The organism is Burkholderia sp. AU32262 (genome assembly GCF_020419985.1).
Classification (GTDB): domain Bacteria; phylum Pseudomonadota; class Gammaproteobacteria; order Burkholderiales; family Burkholderiaceae; genus Burkholderia; species Burkholderia semiarida.
The window spans coordinates 1-22,321 of the sequence record NZ_JAIZRS010000048.1 but is presented as its reverse complement, the minus strand read 5'-3'; the positions used below and the strand labels follow the sequence as shown (position 1 = coordinate 22,321).

General features: G+C 65.8%; 16 protein-coding genes. 6 read left to right on the top strand and 10 right to left on the bottom strand.

Annotated elements, in window-relative coordinates:
* From dksA to hslU, 3 genes are all read left to right on the top strand, one after another.
* Positions 1–396, top strand: a 396-nt coding sequence (gene dksA / locus LGN10_RS32475; RefSeq protein ID WP_226226183.1) for an RNA polymerase-binding protein DksA, incomplete at its 5' end; no start/stop codon positions are given.
* 261 nt (positions 397–657) lie between these two features.
* Positions 658–1,194, top strand: coding sequence for an ATP-dependent protease subunit HslV (gene hslV / locus LGN10_RS32470; protein ID WP_059583998.1), 537 nt, complete (start codon positions 658–660; stop codon positions 1,192–1,194).
* A 10-nt stretch (positions 1,195–1,204) separates the two neighbouring features.
* The gene (gene hslU / locus LGN10_RS32465) at positions 1,205–2,548 is read left to right on the top strand and encodes an ATP-dependent protease ATPase subunit HslU (protein ID WP_059584000.1); all 1,344 of its coding nucleotides are present in this window, start codon (positions 1,205–1,207) and stop codon (positions 2,546–2,548) included.
* Positions 2,549–2,616: 68 nt separating this feature from the next.
* On the opposite strand, the gene LGN10_RS32460 is transcribed toward hslU, so the two are convergent.
* From LGN10_RS32460 to LGN10_RS32450, 3 genes are all read right to left on the bottom strand, one after another.
* Positions 2,617–3,159: a response regulator transcription factor gene (locus LGN10_RS32460; protein ID WP_021156278.1), complete on the bottom strand. Its 543-nt coding sequence runs from the start codon at positions 3,157–3,159 to the stop codon at positions 2,617–2,619.
* Positions 3,160–3,172: 13 nt separating this feature from the next.
* A complete protein-coding gene (locus LGN10_RS32455; RefSeq protein WP_226226182.1) occupies positions 3,173–4,603 on the bottom strand; it encodes an ATP-binding protein in 1,431 nt (476 codons plus the stop codon).
* 132 nt (positions 4,604–4,735) lie between these two features.
* Positions 4,736–4,960, bottom strand: coding sequence for a cysteine-rich CWC family protein (locus LGN10_RS32450; protein WP_226226180.1), 225 nt, complete (start codon positions 4,958–4,960; stop codon positions 4,736–4,738).
* A gap of 295 nt (positions 4,961–5,255) precedes the next feature.
* Between LGN10_RS32450 and argB the strand changes: the two genes are divergently transcribed.
* From argB to slmA, 3 genes are read left to right on the top strand one after another with little or no spacing between them, the layout of a single operon-like run.
* Positions 5,256–6,155, top strand: a complete 900-nt coding sequence (gene argB, locus LGN10_RS32445; RefSeq protein ID WP_006754950.1) for an acetylglutamate kinase — start codon at positions 5,256–5,258, stop codon at positions 6,153–6,155.
* On the top strand, positions 6,152–6,943 hold the full coding sequence (locus LGN10_RS32440; protein WP_226226178.1) for a pyrimidine 5'-nucleotidase: 792 nt from the start codon (positions 6,152–6,154) through the stop codon (positions 6,941–6,943). Before argB ends, LGN10_RS32440 begins: the two co-directional genes overlap by 4 nt.
* Positions 6,910–7,575 carry a nucleoid occlusion factor SlmA gene (gene slmA, locus LGN10_RS32435; RefSeq protein ID WP_226226176.1) on the top strand — a complete coding sequence of 222 codons (666 nt, stop codon included), beginning with the start codon at positions 6,910–6,912 and terminating at the stop codon, positions 7,573–7,575. The genes LGN10_RS32440 and slmA overlap by 34 nt, the downstream gene beginning before the upstream one ends.
* 69 nt (positions 7,576–7,644) lie before the next feature.
* Here the strand turns inward: slmA and LGN10_RS32430 are convergent, their stop codons facing one another.
* The 7 genes from LGN10_RS32430 to LGN10_RS32400 all read right to left on the bottom strand — a co-directional run.
* A complete protein-coding gene (locus LGN10_RS32430) occupies positions 7,645–8,502 on the bottom strand; it encodes a hypothetical protein (RefSeq protein WP_226226175.1) in 858 nt (285 codons plus the stop codon).
* A 36-nt stretch (positions 8,503–8,538) separates the two neighbouring features.
* A complete protein-coding gene (locus LGN10_RS32425) occupies positions 8,539–9,759 on the bottom strand; it encodes a TolC family protein (protein WP_226226173.1) in 1,221 nt (406 codons plus the stop codon).
* A 257-nt stretch (positions 9,760–10,016) separates the two neighbouring features.
* Positions 10,017–11,267: an HlyD family efflux transporter periplasmic adaptor subunit gene (locus LGN10_RS32420; RefSeq protein ID WP_226226172.1), complete on the bottom strand. Its 1,251-nt coding sequence runs from the start codon at positions 11,265–11,267 to the stop codon at positions 10,017–10,019.
* A complete protein-coding gene (locus LGN10_RS32415; RefSeq protein ID WP_226226170.1) occupies positions 11,264–13,594 on the bottom strand; it encodes a type I secretion system permease/ATPase in 2,331 nt (776 codons plus the stop codon). Before LGN10_RS32415 ends, LGN10_RS32420 begins: the two co-directional genes overlap by 4 nt.
* A gap of 415 nt (positions 13,595–14,009) precedes the next feature.
* A complete protein-coding gene (locus tag LGN10_RS32410; protein WP_226226169.1) occupies positions 14,010–16,871 on the bottom strand; it encodes an Ig-like domain-containing protein in 2,862 nt (953 codons plus the stop codon).
* 108 nt (positions 16,872–16,979) lie between these two features.
* A complete protein-coding gene (locus LGN10_RS33880) occupies positions 16,980–17,450 on the bottom strand; it encodes an OmpA family protein (RefSeq protein WP_413227170.1) in 471 nt (156 codons plus the stop codon).
* A gap of 402 nt (positions 17,451–17,852) precedes the next feature.
* The coding region (locus LGN10_RS32400; protein WP_226226167.1) for a YadA-like family protein at positions 17,853–22,321 on the bottom strand (4,469 nt) is incomplete at its 5' end.

The following is a 22,321-nucleotide window of genomic DNA, read 5'->3' as shown; positions in this document are numbered from 1 at the left end:
GAAGCCGAAATCCTGAAGATGAGCGACAAGGATTACATGAATGAGGATCAGCTCGCCTTCTTCAAAAATCGGCTCGAACAGTTGCAGGCGGACATCCTCAAGAATGCAGGCCAGACGACCGAGAACCTGCGCGAGACGGTGATCGTCCCCGATCCCGCCGACCGCGCGACGATCGAGGAAGAGCACGCGCTCGAGCTGCGCACGCGCGATCGCGAACGCAAGCTCCTCAAGAAGGTTCAGCAGTCGCTCGCCCGCATCGATTCCGGCGATTACGGCTGGTGTGAGGAAACGGGTGAGCCGATCGGCATTCCGCGCCTGCTCGCGCGTCCGACCGCCACGCTGTCGCTCGAGGCGCAGGAGCGCCGCGAGCTGCGCCAGAAGCTGTTCGGCGACTGATCGAGCGGCATTCCGCTCCGACACACGCTGCTTCCCGAAAGCGCGCGGCCTGCCGCGCGCTTTTTGTTTTCCGGCACCGGTTCAGGGCCTGTTCCCCTGCTAACGGGCTTGCGCCGGCCGATTTGCCTCCCCCTCTTGATATCCCGGCGCCCGCCCTAAAATGAAACGGACGCGCGCCGGGCCGCTCCCTGGCGCACTGCGGATTCACGCGGCGGCGCGTCGCGCCGCCCGACTCTTCCCCGTTTTTCTCAAGGAACGCAGATGGAGCAATTTCACGGCACGACCATCGTTTCGGTCCGGCGCGGCGACAAGGTCGCGCTCGGCGGCGACGGCCAGGTAACCCTCGGCAACATCGTCATGAAGGGTGGCGCGCGGAAAGTGCGGCGGATCTACAACAACCAGGTACTGGTCGGATTCGCGGGCGGCACCGCCGATGCGTTCTCGCTGCTCGACCGCTTCGAGGCGAAGCTCGAGAAGCACCAGGGCAACCTGACCCGCGCGGCCGTCGAGCTCGCGAAGGACTGGCGCACCGACCGGATGCTGCGCCGCCTCGAGGCGATGCTGATCACGGCCGATGCGAACACCACGCTCGTCATCACCGGCAACGGCGACGTGCTCGATCCGGAAGGCGGCATCTGCGCGATCGGCTCGGGCGGCGCGTACGCGCAGGCAGCGGCCCGCGCGCTCGTCGAGAACACCGAACTGTCGCCGCGCGAGATCGTCGAGAAGTCGCTCGGGATCGCCGGCGACATGTGCATCTACACGAACCACAACCGCATCATCGAAACGATCGAGTAAGGACCGCCCCATGAGCACCATGACCCCTGCCGAGATCGTCTCGGAACTCGACAAGCACATCATCGGCCAGAACAAGGCGAAGAAGGCCGTCGCCGTCGCGCTGCGCAACCGCTGGCGCCGCCAGCAGGTCGCCGATCCGCTGCGCACGGAAATCACCCCGAAGAACATCCTGATGATCGGGCCGACGGGCGTCGGCAAGACCGAAATCGCGCGCCGCCTCGCGAAGCTCGCCGATGCGCCGTTCATCAAGATCGAGGCGACCAAGTTCACCGAAGTCGGCTACGTCGGCCGCGACGTCGACAGCATCGTGCGCGACCTCATGGAGACGTCGGTCAAGCAGACGCGCGAGACCGAAATGCGCAAGGTGCGCAGCAAGGCCACCGACCAGGCGGAAGACCGCATCCTCGACATCCTGCTGCCGCAACCGCGCGCGGTGGGTTTCGGCGGCAATGCCGATCACGCCAACGACGACAACAACGCGACGCGCCAGACCTTCCGCAAGCGCCTGCGCGAAGGCCAGCTCGACGACAAGGAAGTCGAGCTCGACCTCGAGCAGCCGTCGGTCGGCATGGACATCATGGCGCCGCCGGGCATGGAAGAGATGACCGAGCAGATCCGCTCGATGTTCTCGAACCTCGGCAGCGGCAAGAAGCAGCGCCGCAAGGTGAAGATCAAGGAAGCACTGAAGCTGCTGACCGACGAGGAAGCGGCGAAGATGCTGAACGAAGAGGAAGTGAAGACGAAGGCCGTGCAGAACGTCGAGCAGAACGGCATCGTGTTCCTCGACGAGATCGACAAGATCACGTCGCGCAACAACGAAGGCAGCGGCGGCGAAGTGTCGCGCCAGGGCGTGCAGCGCGACCTGCTGCCGCTCGTCGAAGGCACGACGGTCAACACGAAGTACGGGATGGTGAAGACCGATCACATCCTGTTCATCGCGAGCGGCGCGTTCCACCTCGCGAAGCCGAGCGACCTGATTCCCGAACTGCAAGGCCGCTTCCCGATCCGCGTCGAGCTCGATTCGCTGTCGGTGAACGATTTCGAAGCGATCCTCGTCGCGACCGACGCAAGCCTCGTCAAACAGTACCAGGCGCTGCTCGCGACCGAGGACGTGCAGCTCGAATTCGCCGACGACGGCATCCGGCGCCTCGCCGAGATCGCGTTCGCGGTCAACGAGAAAACCGAGAACATCGGCGCGCGCCGGCTGTACACGGTGATCGAGAAGCTGCTCGAGGAAGTGTCGTTCTCGGCCGGCAACCATGCGGGCGAGCGCGTGACGATCGACGCGAAGTATGTCGATCGCGCGCTCGGCGAAGTGTCGCAGGACGAAGACCTGTCGCGCTACGTGCTGTAACGCGCGCAGTGCGGGACGAGAGACGGGCGGCCCCTTCGGGGGTCGCCCGTTTTCATTGGTGCGCCCGCTTACTGCCGCACCGGCTTCTTCGCGAGCTTGCGCTGCAGCGTGCGGCGGTGCATGTTCAGCGCGCGCGCGGTCGCCGAAATGTTGTTGTTGTTCTCGGCCAGCACGCGCTGGATGTGCTCCCATTCGAGCCGGTCCACCGACAGCACGACCGGATTCTCGAGCGCCTCGTCGGCCTGCACTTCGGTCGCGTTGGTCTGCAGCGCGGCCAGGATCGACTCGACGTTCGCCGGCTTCGCGAGGTAGTTGTCGGCGCCTTCCTTCACGGCCTGCACGGCGGTCGCGATGCTTGCGTAGCCGGTCAGCACCAGGATCCGCGCATCGGGCTGCAGGTCGCACAGCGGCGCGATCAGGCTCAGCCCCGAATCCTCGCCGAGATGCAGGTCGACGGTGATGAACTGGAACTTGCCGCCCGCGGCGAGCCTGAGCGCCGCCTCCTTGTCGTGCGCCTGCTGGACCGCGTAACCGCGGCGCTCGAGGCCGCGCGCGAGCGTGCCCGCGAACACCTCGTTGTCGTCGATCACCAGGAAATTGTTCTCGCTCATGTGGTTTCTCCGTCTACGTGTTGGTTGAGGCCGCCGGCATCGCGACGCGCACGACCGGCAGGCGCAGCACGGCCCGCGTGCCGCGCCCGGCCGCGGGTGCGCTCAGGCGGCCGTCCGGCGTGCCCGCTGGCCGTTCGGCGGTACCCGCGCTCGTGCGCGAGCCTGTCCGTTGTCCCGATGCAGCAGCGGCGTGACCATTCGCCGCACCGCCTGCCCGCCCGTTGCCCCCCGCCGCGCGCGGCGTGACATCGGACAGTTCGATCTCGCCGCCGAGCCGCGCGGCTGCACTGAACGCGAGATACAGGCCGACGCCGTGGCCGCCCTGCGTGCTGTCGACCGGCATCGCGCCGAGCGATTCGCGCAGCGCGGCCGGAATGCCGGGCCCGTCGTCGCATACCTCGAATTCGATTTCGTCGGCCGTGCCGCGATGCGCGACCTTCGCGGCCAGCGTCACGCGCTGCGGGCTCGCGCGCGCGGCGTTGTCGAGCAGGATCGTCAGGATCTGGCCAGCCGCGACCGTATCGTCGAGCGCGACGCCGGCCGGGCGCGCGCCGAGCAGCTCGAACTGCACGTGCGGATGCCGCAGGCGCCAGTGCTCGACGAACGTGTCGAGCCAGTCGTCCACCGGCTGGCGGCTCGCCGGCGCGCTCGCGCGGCTGCGCAGGCGCGCGAGCGCCGACGTGCAGAGCGTCATCTGTTCCTCGAGCACCTTCAGGTCGGCCTCGTAGCGCGCGAGCCCCGGATCGGCGCGCGCTGCGTCGCGCAGCTCCTCGGCGAGCATCGCGATCGTCGACAGCGGCGTGCCCATCTCGTGCGCGACGGTGGCGGCCTGCACGCCGAGCGCGACGGCCCGCTCGTCGCGCAGCAGGTGCTGCTGCGCTTCGCCGAGCGCCGCATCGCGCTGGCGCAGCGCATTCGACATGCGCGCGACGAACCACGCGATCAGCCCGACGCTGACCATGAAGTTCGCCCACATGCCGGTACGGTAGTAGTCGAACAGGTTCGCCGGATTGTCCATGTTGAGCGGCACCGAATCGAAGCCGAGCGCCGCGTAGCAGGCGACCGCGAACGCCGCGAGCCAGATCATCAGGTGCCACGGCAGCACGGCCGCCGCGATCGCGAGCGACGGCAGGTACAGCGACACGAACGGGTTGGTCGTGCCGCCCGACAGGAACAGCAGCGCGGACAGCGCACCGAGGTCGACCCACAGCTGGCCGAGCAGCTCGAAATTGGTCTCGGGCCGCGCGCGCAGCACGCGCACCCAGGTCAGCGCATTGAAAACGATTTCGAGCGCGATGACCATCAGCATCGCCGGCAACGGCAGATGCACACCGAAATAGGTCTGCACGACGCCGATCGTCACGAGCTGGCCGATGATCGCGAGATTGCGGAGCCAGAACAGGTGACTGAGGTTGACGCGCCCGGTGGTGGTGATTCGTTGCATGCGAGCAGTTTACCCGTTTAGCGGGCGGCGCCTCTAGCGGGGGCCGGATCGTGGCGGACGAACGCACGCACGAACGCATGAAGGAACGGCCCGACGAGCCGGCGTCTCGGCCGGTGGCACGAGCCCGCGCCGTCAGCCGGCCGCACCGGCCATGCGCTGGGCGATCTCGTCGGCGAGGCACTCGGGGCACCGGCAGCGCGTGCCGGCCGCCGGCGGCACACCGCCGGGCACGACCGGCATCGACGCGCACCAGCAGTCGAACGGCTGGGTGTGGGCGCCGCAGTCGAAGCCGCGCCCGCAATGCGGGCAGCGCGCGCGGCGCGGGGTCGAACGGGCGTCGACGGCGGAATCGGTCATGGCGAAGGCGCGGTAACGGGCATGAACGTCACCCTACGCGACAAGCATAGCGCGGCGGACGGATTTTGCACGTCGGCCGGTCGGCCGATGCGTCCCGCAAACACGTCCGGGTACGCGTGTCGCCCACCCGGCCCGCGTCGCCGTCGCGGGGCCCGGCGCCATGGCCGGCGGGCCGCCGCGTATGGCCGACGGCCCGCCATACCCACCGTCCGGCCAGCCCAAAAACCCGATGCTGCGCTGCGCCACTCCTGTACAATTCGCCCTGTTTCAACCGTTCCCAGCCTGAGCCGCCGCCATGTCCGAGCCCATCGACCTCTCGCAGATCGCCCCCACGCTGAAAGCAGAAATCCTCGCGGAGGCGCTGCCGTACATCCGCCGCTACCACGGCAAGACCGTGGTCATCAAATACGGCGGCAATGCGATGACGGAAGAGCGGCTCAAGCAAGGCTTCGCACGCGACGTGATCCTGCTGAAACTGGTCGGCATCAATCCGGTGATCGTCCACGGCGGCGGTCCGCAGATCGATCAGGCACTGAAGAAGATCGGCAAGGCCGGCACCTTCATCCAGGGCATGCGCGTCACCGACGAAGAGACGATGGAAGTCGTCGAATGGGTGCTGGGCGGCGAAGTGCAGCAGGACATCGTGACGCTGATCAACCATTTCGGCGGCCATGCGGTGGGCCTGACGGGCAAGGACGGCGGCCTGATCCACGCGCGCAAGCTGCTGATGCCGGACCGCGACAACCCGGGCCAGTACATCGACATCGGCCAGGTCGGCGAAGTCGAGGCGATCAACCCGGCGGTCGTGAAGGCGCTGCAGGACGACGCGTTCATCCCGGTGATCTCGCCGATCGGCTTCGGCGAGGACGGCCTGTCGTACAACATCAACGCCGACCTCGTCGCGGGCAAGCTCGCCACGGTGCTGAACGCCGAGAAGCTGCTGATGATGACCAACATCCCGGGCGTGATGGACAAGGACGGCAACCTGCTGACCGATCTGTCCGCTCGCGAGATCGATGCGTTGTTCGAGGACGGCACGATCTCCGGCGGCATGCTGCCGAAGATCTCGTCGGCGCTCGACGCGGCGAAGAGCGGCGTGAAGTCGGTGCACATCGTCGACGGCCGGATCGAGCATTCGGTGCTGCTGGAAATCCTGACCGAGCAGCCGTTCGGCACGATGATCCGCTCGCATTGAGCGCGCGCCGCCCGCCTGCCCGCCCCGACCTGCCGGCCCCGCTACGGCGCCGGCGCATCTCGCGCAGCCGGCCGCGCGCCGGCGCGCCCGTCTGGCTGTTCGACCTCGACAACACGCTGCACCACGCCTCGCACGCGATTTTTCCCGAAATCAATCGTGCGATGACGCAATACATCATCGATGCGCTGCAGGTCGGACACGCCGAAGCCGACCGCCTGCGCAACCGCTATACCGAGCGCTACGGCGCCGCGCTGCTCGGCCTCACGCGCCATCACCCGATCGACCCGCACGACTTCCTGCGCGTGGTCCACACGTTTTCCGACCTGCCCGCGATGGTGCGCGCCGAGCGCGGCCTCGCGCGCATCGTCGCCGCGCTGCCGGGCCGCAAGCTGATCCTGACCAACGCGCCGGAAAACTATGCGCGCGCGGTGCTGCGCGCGCTGGGCATCGAGCGGCTGTTCGAGCGCGTGATCGCGATCGAGCACATGCGCGACCGCCGCACATGGCGCGCGAAGCCCGACCATGCGATGCTGCGCCGAACGCTGCGCGCCGCGCATGCGCGGTTCGCCGACGCGATCCTCGTCGAAGATACGCGCAGCCACCTGAAGCGCTACAAGCGGCTGGGCATCGGCACGGTATGGATCACCGGCCACCTGCCCGGCCATCTGCCGGCAACCGGACGCCCTCATTATGTCGACCAGCGCATTCGTTCGTTAAAATCGCTGCGACTGGGCACACGATCGGGGCGACAAAAATGCAGCCGACTTACCCGCAGGACCAAGCCGTAACGGAAGGCCAGGCCACACCCTCCCGCCCGCGCCCGAAGCCGGGCGAGCGGCGCGTGATGATCCTGCAGACGCTCGCCGCGATGCTCGAGGCGCCGAAGCCGGAGAAAATCACGACGGCCGCGCTCGCGGCCCGGCTCGACGTGTCGGAAGCCGCGCTGTACCGGCATTTCACCAGCAAGGCGAAGATGTACGAAGGGCTGATCGAGTTCATCGAGCAGGCGCTGTTCGGGCTCGTGAACCAGATCGTCGCGAAGGAGCCGAACGGCGTGCTGCAGGCGCGCACGATCGCGCTGACGATGCTCAATTTCGCCGCGAAGAACCCGGGGATGACGCGTGTGCTGACCGGCGAGGCGCTGGTCGGCGAGGACGAGCGGCTGACCGACCGCGTGAATCAGTTGCTCGACCGGATCGAGGCGACCGTCAAGCAATGCCTGAGGGTCGCGCGCACCGAGGCCAACGCGCCCCAGGACGGCGCCGCACCATTCGTGTTGCCGGCCGACTACGATCCCGCCGCCCGCGCGAGCCTGCTCGTCAGCTATGTGATCGGGCGCTGGCATCGTTTCGCGAAGAGCGGGTTCAAGCAGGTGCCGGGTGAACAGGCCGATGCACATCTGCTGCTGATCCTGCAGTGAACGCGTGACACGGATTCCGGCCCGGCACTGAAGCGCCCGGGCAAGCAGCGACTTTCACAGCCCCCCCCATCACCACTCCGTCACGCGCCGGTGGTCGGTCAGGCGAGCCGACGTCTGCGCAGCATCGCCTTCTACCGCCGCCGGTATTGGCTTGCTCGCTTCCCGGTGCTTCAGCTCGACCCGCAACGCGCGCAGCGCGTCGCCACATGGCCAGTCGGCGCCGCATCGATCGGGCGCTCCCGATACGGACGGCTCTGCCGGCCCCGCTGGTCGAGGCTGCGCCGGCACGCGACGCAACGTAGCTTTCGCGGATACCGACCGCCCCGCCTCGGGTTCGCGGGCGCGCCCGCGCCCGCTATCGGGCCGCCGAAGTGGCGTCGCCCGCAACGCCGGTACCGGATGCCCGCTCGCCCCGCGGACTGGATGGGGTAACGCGTCCGCGGGGCTGACGATCGGCCCAGGGGGTGGCACCAAAGTCGACGCGGAATCCAAAACCGGCGTTGAAGGCGGCACCGGCACCGCCTCGGGGGCCGCCGCAACAACCGACGCGGACGCCCGTTTGCCCGCGGGCAGGCTGCCCCCGGCCAGATCGCCCAACTCCGTGCCGCGGACTGCCATCATCCAGCCGAGCAACGCGGTCAACGCCGCACCGAGCAATGCGCCGCCGATCGCGGCCAATACGCGGCGGCTGCGACCGCGACCGCGCTGTAGCGGCTGGCGGCTCCATGCCAGATTGTCGTGCCCGAAATCGGCCGCGCACACGTCGGCGGCGATAACAAAACGACGGCTCGACAGGTAGACCGCCCCCGGCGACGAGCGCGCGAAGCAGTCGGTGACGCCGTGCCGGACGCCATAGGGGGCGGGGAGGTAGGAAGCCGCCCTCGGCGGCGGCAATGCAAACCAGTTGTCGATCGATTCTGGATTCATGGTTTCCCTCGTTGCTCGGCCGATGCTGGACATGCGTCATCCCTCACGCAACCATTGCACGAGCATGCCCGCCGAAGCGTAGCCGCGCAGCGTCGCGGCATAGCCATCGAATCGGTACGCCACCTCGTTGACGCGATTGTTGTAGTCGTCGTTCTCGGCAATCAGTACGTCCAGCAGCGAGCGGCGCCCGAGGTGATACCACTGGTCGAAAAACGCGCTGCGCACGCGCGCCGACTCGACCGACAGGTCGCGATACTGATCCGCCCGCTCGCCGAACGCCTGCGCATCCTCCTCCGCGCTGCGCACCTGATATTCGAGATCCAGGCGCATCTGTTCGACTTGACTCCAGCTCGCCGACGCACGGAATGTCGCCGCGTCCGTCGCCGCAGTCGCCGAGCCGCCGGTGAACGCATTCCACGTCAGCGTGAGCATCGTCTGCCACGGCATGCGGCGTCCGATGGCATCATGGCCGGTATTCGTGCTGACCACCCAGTTCAATTGCGGCTTGGACGCCGCGCGCACCGCATCGCGGTTCAGTTCGGCCGCGCTCGCTTCTGCGCGTGCCTGTCGGAGGCGCGGGTTTTCATCGAGCGCGGACATCAGCCGGTCGAGATTGCCGGGATGCAGCGGCCAGTGCGAGTCCGTCAGCATGAGCATCGGCACCGGCCGCTCGCCCACCAGCTTGCGAAGATTCAGCTCGACCGTTCGGTATTTCGCAAGCGCCGCATCGCGACTCGCCTCCGCCTGGAGCAAACGGGCCTTCGCCTGGGTGAGCTCGCTGCCGCGACCGCGATCGACCGCGACGATCTCCTCGAGCATCCGCACGAGACGCGTCATCCGGTCGACGAAGCGCTGACTCAACGTGGCGATGTTGCGCTGCTTCGACAGCTCGACGAGGGTGGCCGTGACCTGATAGGCGGAATCTTCCATCTGCGCAACGTAGCGCTCCTGACCCGCGCTCGCGAGATCCTGCCGGCTGCCGATCGTTTTCGCGGTGCGGCCCCAGTCGAACAGCGTCGTCGTCAGGTTCACGCTCAGCGCGTTGCCCGGATCGTATGCGTTGCCGGCGTTCGAGCCGAACTGCGCGGCGCGCGTCTGGCCGTTCAATTGCAGTTGCGGCCAACGCGCACCTTTCGCCTGATCGACATCCGACTGCGCCGCCTGGTACTCCGCGTAAAGGCGCCGCACCTGCGGACTGACGTCGACGGCCGCTTCCGCCGCGGCATACAGCATCTGCCGCAATTCGCGCTCGGTCATCGCGCGCTGCGCGGCAGGTGCCGACGCGGAATCATCGCGCGTCGGCGCGGATGCGCCCGTGGGTCCGTCTGAGCCGGTGGGCGCAGCCTGCGCGGCAGTCGATGCCGACGCCATCGCAACGCGTGGCGGCACGATATTGGCGGCGTGCGCGGTCCCGGCCGATTGCCACATCGACAAGACAAGCAGCGCCGCCGATGCGGCAACACGAAGCCCCGCGCGAGATTCGCACGCGCCATTCATTCGAAATCCGCTCATGCTCACCGCTCCCTGAAGGCCTCGCGGGCCTTGAAGATCGGCTTGAGCAGGTAATCGAGCACCGTCTTCTCGCCGGTGCGGATATCGACCGTTGCCTGCATGTCCGGCAATACCGGTAGACGCTTGCCGGCCGCGACGAGCGCGTCCGTGTCCGTCTCGACCATGAGCCGGTAATAATTCGCGTCGGGACGCCCCATCGCGGCCTTCTGATCGTCCTTCAACGTATCCGGACCGAGGCTGACAACGTGCCCGTGCAATCCGCCGTAGATCGCGAAGTCGTACGCGCTCAGCTTCACGAGCACCGGCAACCCCGGCCGCAGGAACGCGACGTCGGACGGCTTGATCCGCGCTTCCACCAGTACCCGGCCGTCGAGGGGCGCAATCTCCATGATGTGTTCGCCCGACTGCACGACACCGCCCGCCGTGCGGATGCGGATGTTCTTCACCACGCCGCGCATCGGCGCGACGACATCGGTGCGCGCCAGCACGTCCGCGCGCCCGGCCAGCACCTCGTTGGTTTGCGCGAGCTCCTGCTCGAGCCGAGACAACTCGGTACTGGCCTCCGCGGTGAAACGGCTGCGGCGCTCGGCGATCTGCGCGGCGATGTCCGTCGCCTGACGCCGCATGCGCAGAATCTCGACTTCCGAGACCAGCCCCTTTGCCGCGAGCGGCTCCGACATCGCGATCTCGCGCTGGACGAGCGCCTGGCTCTGCCGCAACGCGGCGACCTGCCCGTCGAGCGCAAGGCGGCGCGCCCGGTAGGTCGCCGTGGCCTGCGCGACAAGGCCGGGTTCACGCTTCACGTCCTCCGGAAAAGCCAGCGGCGCCCCGTAGGCCTCGGCGCGAGCGCGCGACACATTCGCCTTCAGCTCCAGCGCCTTCGTCAACACCTCGCGATAGCTGGACTGCGCACGCACCGGATCGATCTTCGCAAGCAACTGCCCCTTTTCGACCACGTCGCCCTCGCGCACCGCCACGGCCTGTACGATGCCGCCCTCGAGACTCTGGATCCATTGTTCGCGGCTCGGCGACACGACCGTGGCGTCGCTGCGCGTCACTTCCTCGACACGCGCGAAGTGTGCCCACACGAGCCCCACCCCGAACACCACGGCAACCACGTAAAGAATCGCCTGCGCGCCGACTGACGAGCGCACTAGCAGCGCCTCGCGAATGTCGCTCATGTAGGCAACGTCGCCCGCGCCCAGGCGCGGCGCCGGCTTGCGGCGCAGCATCGACCGGATCCGCCACGTCATGACGCCTCCGCAGTTGACGACGCCACGGCCTCTGTCCGTTCCGCGGGCGACGCACCGGGTTCCGCGCCGCGCTCGACCACCCGGATTTTCGGCTCACGGTTTCGCTGCGACTCGGGCGGCACATGACGTTCGCCCGTCTCGGGCTGCCCCGACAGTGCCGCCAGCACACGCGCCTTTTCCCCGTCCATCACGATCTTGCCCTGATCGACGATCACGATCCGGTCGACGAGCGCCAGCAGCGACGTGCGATGCGTCACCACGACCAGCGTCTGGTCGGCGCTCGCGTGCTTCAAATGCTCGATGAACTGCGACTCCGTCTGAGCGTCCATCGCGCTCGTCGGCTCGTCGAGCAACAATGTACGCGGACGCGCGATCAGGCTGCGGGCCAGCGCGACAAGCTGGCGCTGCCCGCCCGACAGATCGCGGCCGTTTTCGCCGACCGGAAGGTTCGCGCCGAGCGGATGCTGGGCGACCAGTGCATCGAGCCCAGTCAGCTGGAATACGCGCAGCAGTTCCGTAGCCGGCACGTCAGGACGGCCGATCGTCACGTTCTCGCGCAGCGAACCGTAAAACAGCCGACTGTCCTGGCCGACGTAGCCGAAGGTTCGGCGCCAGTCGGCCGGCGCGATCTGCGCGGCATCGAGCCCGTCGGCGAGCAGCTTGCCCTCCGTCGGTTGATAAAGCCGCGCGATCAACCGCAGCAGCGTCGATTTCCCGCTGCCGACCCGGCCGAGTATCGCGACGCGCTCGCCGGGCCGAATCTCCACCGACACCTGGTCCAGCGCGGGCGCGTTTTGCCGCAGGCCGGCCGACGGATACTGGAACGACACACCGTCGAGCTTCACATGGCCGCTGAGCGGCGGCTGCGCCAGATAATCCTGCCCTGGCTCGTGCTCGACCGGCATCGCCATCAGTTCGTTGAGCGAATGCATCGCGGTCTTCGCCTGTTGAAAACGCAGCGCAAGCCCCATGACCTGGCCGAGCGGTGCCGTCACACGGCCAGCCAGCATCACGGAGCCGATCAGCGCGCCCTGGGTGAGCTTGCCTTCGCCGATGAGGTACACGCCGACGATCACGATCGCGACGGTCTGCATCTGCTGCAGGAACGACACACAACTGGTCGCCATGCTGGACAACGCGCGCGACTGCATCGATGCGGCTGCCGTCTTCGCACTGAACGCGTCCCAGCGGTGGCGCATCGCGCCTTCGCCACCGACTGCCTTCAGCGTCTCGAGCCCGTCGATCGACTCGATCAGCACGCCCTGCTTGAGCGACGCCTCGCGCAGGTTTTCGCGCATCGCACGCGCGAGCGGCCATTGCACGATCGTGCCGAGGCCGACGATCAGCGGGATCATCATGAGCGGAATCCAGCCAAGCGGGCCGCCGACCGCGAATACCACGCCGACGAACAGAAACACGAACGGCAGATCGGATACTGCCGACAGCGTCGCCGACGTCGCGAAGTCCCGCACCGATTCGAACTCGCGCAACCGATGCGCGAAGGAGCCGGCCGACGCCGGCCGGTGCTCCATTCGGATCGCCAGCGCCTGCCGAAACAGCAGCGTGCCGAGCACCAGATCGGCCTTCTTGCCTGCGGCATCGAGCACATGGGCACGCACGTGCCGCGACACTGCTTCCATCAGCATCGCGAGCGCAACGCCGATCGCGAGCGACCAGAGCGTCACATACGCCTGGTTCGGAACGACACGGTCGTAGACGTTCATCGTGAAGAACACGCTGGCGAGACCCAGCACGTTGATCAGAAACGCGCCGACCGCCGCGCTCGCGTAATAGCTGCGATAGCGCCACAGCGTCCCCAGCAACCAGTGCCCGGCCGTTTCGGTCGGGAGGTCGTCCGGACGCGCGTCGACCTTCGCTGCCGGCTTAACGAGGATCGCGTAGCCCGAGTAGGTTTCACTCAGTTCCGCGTCGGTGCATTCGACCGGCCCTTCGCCGAGTTCAGGCAGCACAGCGTGATACCGGATCTGTGGGCCGTGCTCCGCCGAATCGTCGATGCGCCAGCCGATCAACACGCACGCGCTGCCGTTCCGGCGCAACAGCACGGCCGGCAACAGATGTTCGGGCAACTGCGTCAGCGGACGCTCCACCAGCTTCGCCGCCAGACCGGCCTGCGTCAGCGCCTCGATGGCCAGCGACGGTGTCAGCCGGCCGTATTTGGCAAGACCGGAAACGAGGACTGCATGGCTTCTGCCCAAACCGTAGTGCGCGCAAAGCCATGCGACTGAATCGAGCAGGCTGTCATGGGGGAGGGTGTCCGGAAAGTTCGGCGCGTTACCGCCACCGGCCTCGGGAGGTTGGGCATTCATATCGAAATCGCTATCTGGCCACTGGAATTCACGGGACCCCGACGCGCTCCAGAGCATGGCTGTTTCGCACGAGCGACAGGGTAGGTGCATACACCGATGCGGCTGAGTCTCCCGTCGCATGATCTGGACGGGACGGCTATCGCAGGACGCCAATGGGACCGCGACAGGAAAGCAACCAGTTTACGAAATGGGCCTGAGCGCAAAAATGGGACGAATCCTAAAAGGAATCTCGAACCATTGGGACAATTTCGAATAGCGTTTTCAGATACTCAGACATGCGTAGCCCGCCACTCGCTGCGGGCTACGCATGAAGAAACAACAGAAAGAACCGGACCGCTGGGCCTCTGCACAGCAGGAACAACACACGGGCCGGGACGGCGTCCTGACTGACGCGATTCCGGCCCGCACCCGCGGGTCAGACCAATTGGGTCGATACGGACGATTGCACGAGCAGTTCGACATGCAGCGCCGCGTTCTCGTACACCCTGTAAGCCTGCCCGTCGACTGCAATCAGGCCCTGGTCCGTCCACTGGCCGCGTCCGAGGCTGAGCCCGTCCATACCCGACAACTGGACCCGATCGCCGGCATTGCCGTTCACCATCAATTGCGTGTGGCCGTCGTTTCGGAACACGTTCTCGTGGCCGAGTTCCAGCACGTCACGCATCGACAGCTTCAGCGTGTTGTTGCCCGTACCGGTGATGTCGATGACCTCGATCGACGAAATCTTGTCGTGGCCGCCGACGTTCATCAGTTTCGACACATCCAGCGTCTGACCGGCACCCATGAGCTTCAGCGTATCGATGCCCGCACCACCGTGCAGAGCGGCGTGCTGGTTCGTGAAGTACGACACGTTATCGAGCTGGAATTCCGTACCGTGAGCCGAACCGAAATACTCGGCATCCACGTTCGTCAGCACGTGCTGCACGTCGGCCGGAGGAACGAGTTCCGTGACCGTTTCCCAGGTCGATTTGGCGAAACTGCCACCGGAAAAACCAACGTTGTCGACCCAGAGCCCAGCCAGGCCATTCAGTCCCCCGTTGACCGCATACGATCCGATGCCAAAAGACGCGAACTGCAGGTTGTCCGGCAAGACGACCTGATGCGTATGAATCTCGGCAGTCAGTGATTTCCCGTCGATCTTCAGATCCTGTACATGAATCACTTTGCCGGCGTCGTCATAGAAATAGATCGCTAAAGGTTGGGGCGAGCTGTGGCTGATGGCGATATCGACCGTCAGTGCACGCGCGTGCGCCCCGTTTTTAAGATAAAACCGAGGCATCGAACTGAGGTTGATCAGCAGCCCGGTGTCCCCGCTTTCCGGCACGATCTTGTCGTTCGCCAGCCCGAAGCCTGCGCCGCCGCCAGTACGAATACCCTGCTCGACAGCCCGACCGCTGACCGGCACCGGCTTACCCAGCACGGCGGTAAACGTGCCAAAGTCGATCGGCACGCCGCCGTTCAAGTCTTGCGGCTTTTTATCGTTGAAGTCGACATTCACCCCGGGCGATAACGTCGAAAAGTCTCCACCCGCAAATCCGACATTGTCGACCCAGAGCCCAACCAGGCCATTCAGTCCTCCGGTGATCGAATACGATCCGATGCCAAAAGACGCGAACTGCAGGTTGTTCGGCAAGATGATCTCATGCGTATGAATCTGGCCATTCAGCGATTTCCCGTCGAACTTCAGATCCTGTACATGAATCTGTTTGCCGGCGTCGTCATAGAAATAGACCGCTAAAGGTTGGGGCGAGGTAATGCTGACGCCGATATCGACCGTCAGTGCACGCGCGTGCGCCCCGTTGTTGAGGTAAAACCGAGGCATCGTGCTGAGGTTGATCAGCAGCCCGGTGTCCCCGCTTTCCGGCACGATCTTGTCGGGCGCCAGCCCGAAGCCCGCGCCGCCGCCAGTACGAATCCCCTGCTCGACACCCCGACCGTTGACTGGTACCGGCTTACCGAGCACGGCGGTAAACGTGCCGAAATCGATCGGCACGCTGCCATTCAAGTCTTGCGTTTTTTTATCGTTGAAATCCACGGTCCGATATTCGATGCCCGTACCCGTTCCCGAGTTCACTTTCTCGACAAACCTTGTCACCAGATAGTCGGAGATGTTCCCGCTCCGATCCACCAGCGCGACACCGTAGCTCGCGTGCTCGTCCATCGTCGCGGCGATGCCCGCCGGGATCGTCACCTTCACCCGGCCGCCCGCTATATCGGCCGCCGTCAGGTTGTACGAGATGCGCTGATCGCCGATCATCACGTTGATCGCATCGCCCACCACCATGTCCTTGCCGGCGAACGAAACGTCAATCACATTGCCCGAGCGAACCGCCGACAGCACCGGATCGGGTGACGTCGTGTCCAGTTCGACGTCGTACACCTTCACCTCGCCTGCGGCACCGTCGCCATTCACCACCCGCGTCTGGATCATCCAGCTGCCGCCGTGCGCGTTCGAGTCGGCCACCATCCATGTGCCGTCCTGGTTCACCAGCGCGTCCAGCCACGTCCGTCCGCCATCCGTCGACACCTGCACCTTCTCGCCCGCCGCCAGCGCACCAATGAGGTGGCCGGTCAGCAAGCGGCCGCCCGTGCCGTCGTTCGTCAGACGGTCGAAATTCAAATTCCCGCTGTCGTGCCCCATGTCGTCGAGCACCGCCTTCGCCAGCGGCACCTCCGGCGCCACCGGCCCGACCGTCACGTCGAAACCGTCCGAGCGCGCGCTCGTATTGCCCGCCGGATCCGTCGCCGTTACCGTCAGTGCATGCGTGCCGTTCGACAGGGGCGACGTCAGCTGGAAGGTCCATGTTCCGTCGATATTCGTCTTCGTCGTGCCCAGCAGCGTCGTGCCGTCGTAGATCGCGACCGTCGAATACGCTTCTGCTTGACCCGACAGCGTCGGCTGCGCACCCTGCGTCGCCACTTCGATCTTCGGCTGCGACGGCGGCGTCACGTCCACCTGAATGCCGTACGAGGTCGACGGTATGCTCATGCCGACGTCGTTGCTCGCGCGCGCCGTCAGGCGATACTCGCCGTCCTTCAACGGCTGCATGAGTGCCAAACTCCATGTTCCGTTTGCACCGACCACCACAGTGCCGACCGCGATGCCATCCACCAGAAGGTGAATCGTCGAGCCAGGGTCGCCGCGACCGTTCACCATCGGCCGCGGGTCGTTGGTCAGCCCGCCTTTTTCAATCACGCCGGTGTGCGGCGGCACGTTGTCGGTCACTGCGTCGATCGTCGGACGCGACGGGCGCGTCGTTGCTTTTTGCTCTGCCATTTTTACTTTTCCAGTATCAGTCCAGAATGCCCCGGAGCCATCCGGACAGTTCAATCCGCGCTCCGCGGCGACCATCGCTGGTGACCGCGGAGTCGTCAATCACGTTCGTTATGCCTTCTCGAGTTCGATTTCGACTCGCCGGTTCTGCGCGCGCCCTTCGGCCGTCGCATTGCTCGCGACGGGTTCTGCCGCGCCCTTGCCGACGGTCGTGAAGTGTTCTGCACGCAACCCGCCCGTGCGCAGGTAAGTGGCCACAGCACGCGCGCGCGCTTCGGACAGTCGAACGTTATGGGCGTGCGCGCCCTGCGAATCGGTGTAGCCCGTGACTGTCACACGGCCAAATCGGGCATCGCGATTCACGTCCAGAAAGCGATTGAGTTCCTGGCGGGCGCTCGGCGTCAGCGCCGCGCTGTCGAACGCGAAGTTCGTGCTGCCTTGCAGCAGCACCTGACGCTGCGCGACCGGTGCGACAGCCGGCTGCGGCTGCGCGACCGGTTGCGGCTGCGCGGCGACAGGCGGCTCGACGCGCGCCTGAGGCGGCACACCGCACATGAACGTCAATTCACGTGGATCGCCCATCGCGGCGCCGCGACGAACGCGATCGATCGCCTGCAGCGGCGTGACCGGCTTGTCGGCACAGAATCTCTGCGCTGCCGCTTCGCATGAGCGCGTGCTGGCTATCAGCCCCTCGCATGTCACGCGAAAAACCGGCCCAGGCTGATCGGGCGCCTTGATCGCCCGGACGGTGTACGTCGGACCGGATTGCGTCGTGCATGCGCTCAACAGGACGACGAACGCGCCGAGCAGGCCTCGGCGGACAAAGTGTTGTGGTGTTTTCATGATGGTTCGGTCCGCTCAAGGCGGACTCCAGGATATTGATCGGTGGAAGTGAAGTCGCTCGCGCGTGGTGTGGCGGCTGGCAAGTGCCCGCCACACCACGCATCAGGTGATCACGCGGGCCGAATGGCCCGCGTTACCGCCTTACCACTGATACGACGCACCTGCGCCGAAGGTGTTGCCGCCGCTGCTGAGGCTGACGCCGGCACGCATCTTCAGGTTTTCCGTGATGCGCGCTTCACCGCCCATCGCGACTGCCTGATAGCCCTTGAACGACGCACCGGCGACACCGAACGACAAGGTCTTGCCCGGATCGACGCCCGGAATCATCGTCAGCGCGGTAGCCGCTGCAATACCCGAATAGGCGTTACGCGAGATGTCGTTGATCTGGCCTTGCATACCGCCGAGTGCACGGTCGAACTGCCCCTTGCTGACGGCGTCCGTGGCCTTCACCCCGTCCGCGACGTTGACGATCCGGCGCTCGTGGCCATCAGAGCCGACCGACACGGTGTTGGCTTCGGTCGCCATCGAGCCCTGGCCCAGCGCAACCGAGTTGTCCGCACCGGACGACACCGACGCGCCCTGGCCAAGCGCCGTGCCGTTGTCGGCCGACACCTTCGAACCAGCACCGATTGCCGCGGCGTTGTTCTTGCCGTCGACGATCTGCGAGCCGGAGCCGACAGCAACGTTGCCGTTGCCGTTGCCCGGTTTCGCGGCGACGACTTCAGCGCTGTTCGTGCCACTGCCGCCCGTACCGCTGATCAGGTCGTTGCCATTCGTACCCGAACTGCCGTCGTTGCCGATGCCCGGGGTGATCGCCGTGGTCAGACGGTCGTCGATGTTGTCCACACGCCCTTTCAGCTCCGAATACTGGCCGAAGTTCACGGCGTCGTACTTGCTCTTGCCGTCCTCGACGTTGGTCAGCACCACCGGCCCCGACGACGAGCCGTTGCCCAGCGTCACCTTGTTGAAATTCACACTGCCGTCGCCGTTCTTGTCGTACGCGACAGCGCCGACCAGCTTCGTGGCTTCACCCAGGTTGTTCTGGATCTGCGTGACCCGGTTATCGATGTTGGACAGTGCATCGCCTGCGTTGTTGAAGGTGTTGCCCCCCACGTCGTAGGTCGGCGCGACGACATTGCCGGTTTCCCCGTCGATCTTCGCACCGCCGCCGAGCGCATCGGTCACACCACTCAACTGGCTCACGTTCACCGCATCCGTCGCAACCTTGCCGGCCGCCACGTTGTGCAGCGCGACCGGTGTCGTCGCCCCAGCGCCGCCGAGCGTCACCGAACCGTAGTTCGGCGTGCCGTCCGCGTTCTTGTCGTACACGACCGCCGACTGCAGCTTGCCGTCTTCACCGACCAGGCCGGCCGAACGCAGTTGCCGCACGTTGACCCCATCGGTTTCGTCGACACCGTCCGCGACGTTCTTCAGCCGGACGGGCACCGCACCTGCGCCGCCGAGCGTGACGGAGGCATGCGTTGCGTCGTCGTACTGAACCGCATTCGCGACACCCTTCTGCAGCGTCTCGATCTGCGTCGTGTGCGTCGACACGCGCTCGTCGACGTGCTTGAACGCGTCACCGACGTTGTCGTACGCCGTCTTCAAGCCATCCGCCGCAGTCAGTTCATACGTCGGCGCGGAGATACCGCCGGTCACCGGGTCGAACTTCGCACCGCCCCCGAGACTGTCCGCGATGCTGTGCGCAAGGGAACTCACCTGACGGCCGTTGACAGCCTCGGTGCTGCTATCCGCAAGCGAGCCGTCCGCGACGTTACGAATCACCGTGCCGTTCGCACCTGCCAACGTCACCGCCGCCTTGGTTGCGTCGTCATAGGCGACCGCGTTCGGGTTCGTACCGTTGCCGGTGCCGCCCTCGCGCTGCTCCAGCGCCTTGATTGCATCGCCGACCGACGCGTAGTCCTTGCCGTCGACGTTGTAGACCGGCGAGGTAACCTTGCCGTCTGCGTCGATGCCTGCGCCACCGCCGATGATGTCGGTTACGCCCTTCAACTGCGACACGTTGACTGCATCGGTCGATACCTTGCCGGCTGCAACGTTGTGCAGCGCGACCGGGACGCCGGCATTCATGCCACCGAACGTCACCGAAGCGAAGTTCGTGGTGCCGTCGGCATGCGTGTCGTAGGTCACGGCTGCAAGCGCCTTGCCGTTCTCGCCGATCAGGCCCGACGACTTCAGCTGCGACACGTTCACCGCGTCCATGTCGGCCGTACCAGCCTTCACGTTCGACAGCGTCGTACCGGTCTGGCCGCCGGCCAGCGTCAGCTTGTCCTTCGACGTGCTGTCGTACACCACTGCCAGCGATTCGCCCGTCGTCTTGTCGATCACGCCGCCATCCGTCAGGGAGTCCTTCAGGTTGCCGAGGTTCTCGTTCGTCGCGAACAATTGCGAGCCGTTCACTGCGTCCGTGCTCGTCGCCGACAGTGCACCGGCCTTCACGTTCGTCAGCGTCGTGCCGCCGTCACCTGCCAACGTTGCCGACGTGAAGTTGGGCGTGCCGTCCGCGTTCTTGTCGTACGTCATCGCAGCCGCCGCGTTGCCGTCCTTGTCGATCAAGCCCGACGACTTCAGTTGCGACACGTTCACTGCGTCCGTGTCGGCCTTGCCTGCCGCCACGTTCGACAGCGTCGTACCGTTCTGGCCGGCCAGCGTCACCTTGTCCTTCAGCTCGCCGTCATAGGCCACCGCATTCGGATCCGTGCCGTTGGTGCCATCACCGCCACTCTTCGCCGCAGCCTGCAGCGCGTCGTTGACGTTGTGGTACTCCTTGCCGTCGATCGTGTACGTCGGTGCGGTCACGTCGCCGTTCGCGTCGAAGCCCGTACCGCCACCGACCACGTTGGCCAGGCCTTTGAGCTGGCCGAGGTTGACCGCATCGGTGTTCTGCGTACCGTTCGCGACATGGATGATCTGCCGTTCGGCGCCTGCCTTGCCGATCGACAGCGCGTTTGCACGATCCGCGATCGAGCTGGCACCCAACGCGACGCTGTTCGACTGAAGCGCTTTCGAGTTCGCCCCGAGCGCGACTGCGTCGGCCACGCTCTTGGCCACGTTCGCATTCGTACCCACTGCAATGCTGTTCGTGCTTCCGCCCATCGTCGTCGCCTTGTCGCCCACGGCGATCGAGCTCTGACCCAAAGCCATCACGCCGTTGTTACCGACCGCCACCGCGTTTTCGGCGTTGGCCTTTGCTCGGGAACCGATCGCCAACGCACCTGCGCCGTTCGTCGTGACCATGCTGCCCATCGCGACCGAGAACGGTTGGTCGACCCCCGTCTGCGCATAGCTGCCGAGCGCAACCGCGCTCTCTGAAAGGGCGACCGCCTGCAGACCGATCGCGACCGTATCGAGGCCGCCCGCAGCGCTCCCCACGCCGATGGCCGCGGCCGTTCCCAGCGTCGGATCCCCGCCGTTGATCGACGCCACGTTCGGCATGGTGCCGTCCGCGCCCATCCCTTCGATTGCAACGAAGGTACCCGGCTTCGATTCGACGTCACGCGTCATCCGCTGCATCTTGTGATCGATGTCCGTATTGGCGGTTTTCATCGCCTCTGTCAGCTGCTTCAGCGTGACGGCATCGGTTTCGTTGACGCCATCGCTGACGTTGACGATCCGGCGCGTCGCGTCAGTGTCGCCGACCGACACAGTCCAAGCTTCGTCAGCGACCGAATTGGCACCGACTGCAACCGAATAGTCGCCACTTGCGCGCGAGCCCGCCCCCAAAGCCAATGTATGTGTCTTGCTTGCCACCGCGCCGGAACCAATCGCGACAGCGTCCTTACCGCGCGCGAGTGCCGCGATACCACCTTCCTTTGTGTAGACCTTGATGTACTTGAGATCGATCGCGCCATTGACGAGCCTGTCATACAGACCGTCCAACTGATCGACGTTGACGGCATCGGTACCGGCCACACCGGCGGCCACATTCGACAACGTCACCGGCCCCGTCGACTTCCCGCCGCCCAGCGTCACCGAGTTGAAGTTCGGCGTGCCGTCCGTCTTCTTGTCGTACGTCACCGCGGCAATCGACTTGCCGTCCTCGCCGATCAGACCCGACGACTTCAGTTGCGACACGTTCACCGCGTCCATGTCGGCCGTACCGGCCTTCACGTTCGACAGCGTCGTGCCTGCCTTGCCAGCCAGCGTCACCTTGTCTTTCGACGTGCTGTCATACACCACCGCCAGCGATTCGCCCGTCGTCTTGTCGATGACGCCGCCGTCCGTCAGGGTGTCCTTCAGGTTGCCGAGGCTCTCGTTCGTCGCGAACAGCTGCGAGCCGTTCACCGCATCCGTGCTCGTCGCCGACAGTTCGGCCGCCTTCACGTTCGTCAGCTTCGTACCCGTCTTGCCCGCGAGCGTCACCGACTCGTGGTTTGCCGTGCCGTCCGCATTTTTGTCATACGTCACCGCAGCAAGCGACTTGCCGTCTTCGCCGATCAGGCCCGACGACTTCAGCTGCGATACGTTCACCGCGTCCATGTCGGCCGTACCGGCCTTCACGTTCGACAGCGTCGTGCCTGCCTTGCCAGCCAGCGTCACCTTGTCTTTCGACGTGCTGTCATACACCACCGCCAGCGATTCGCCCGTCG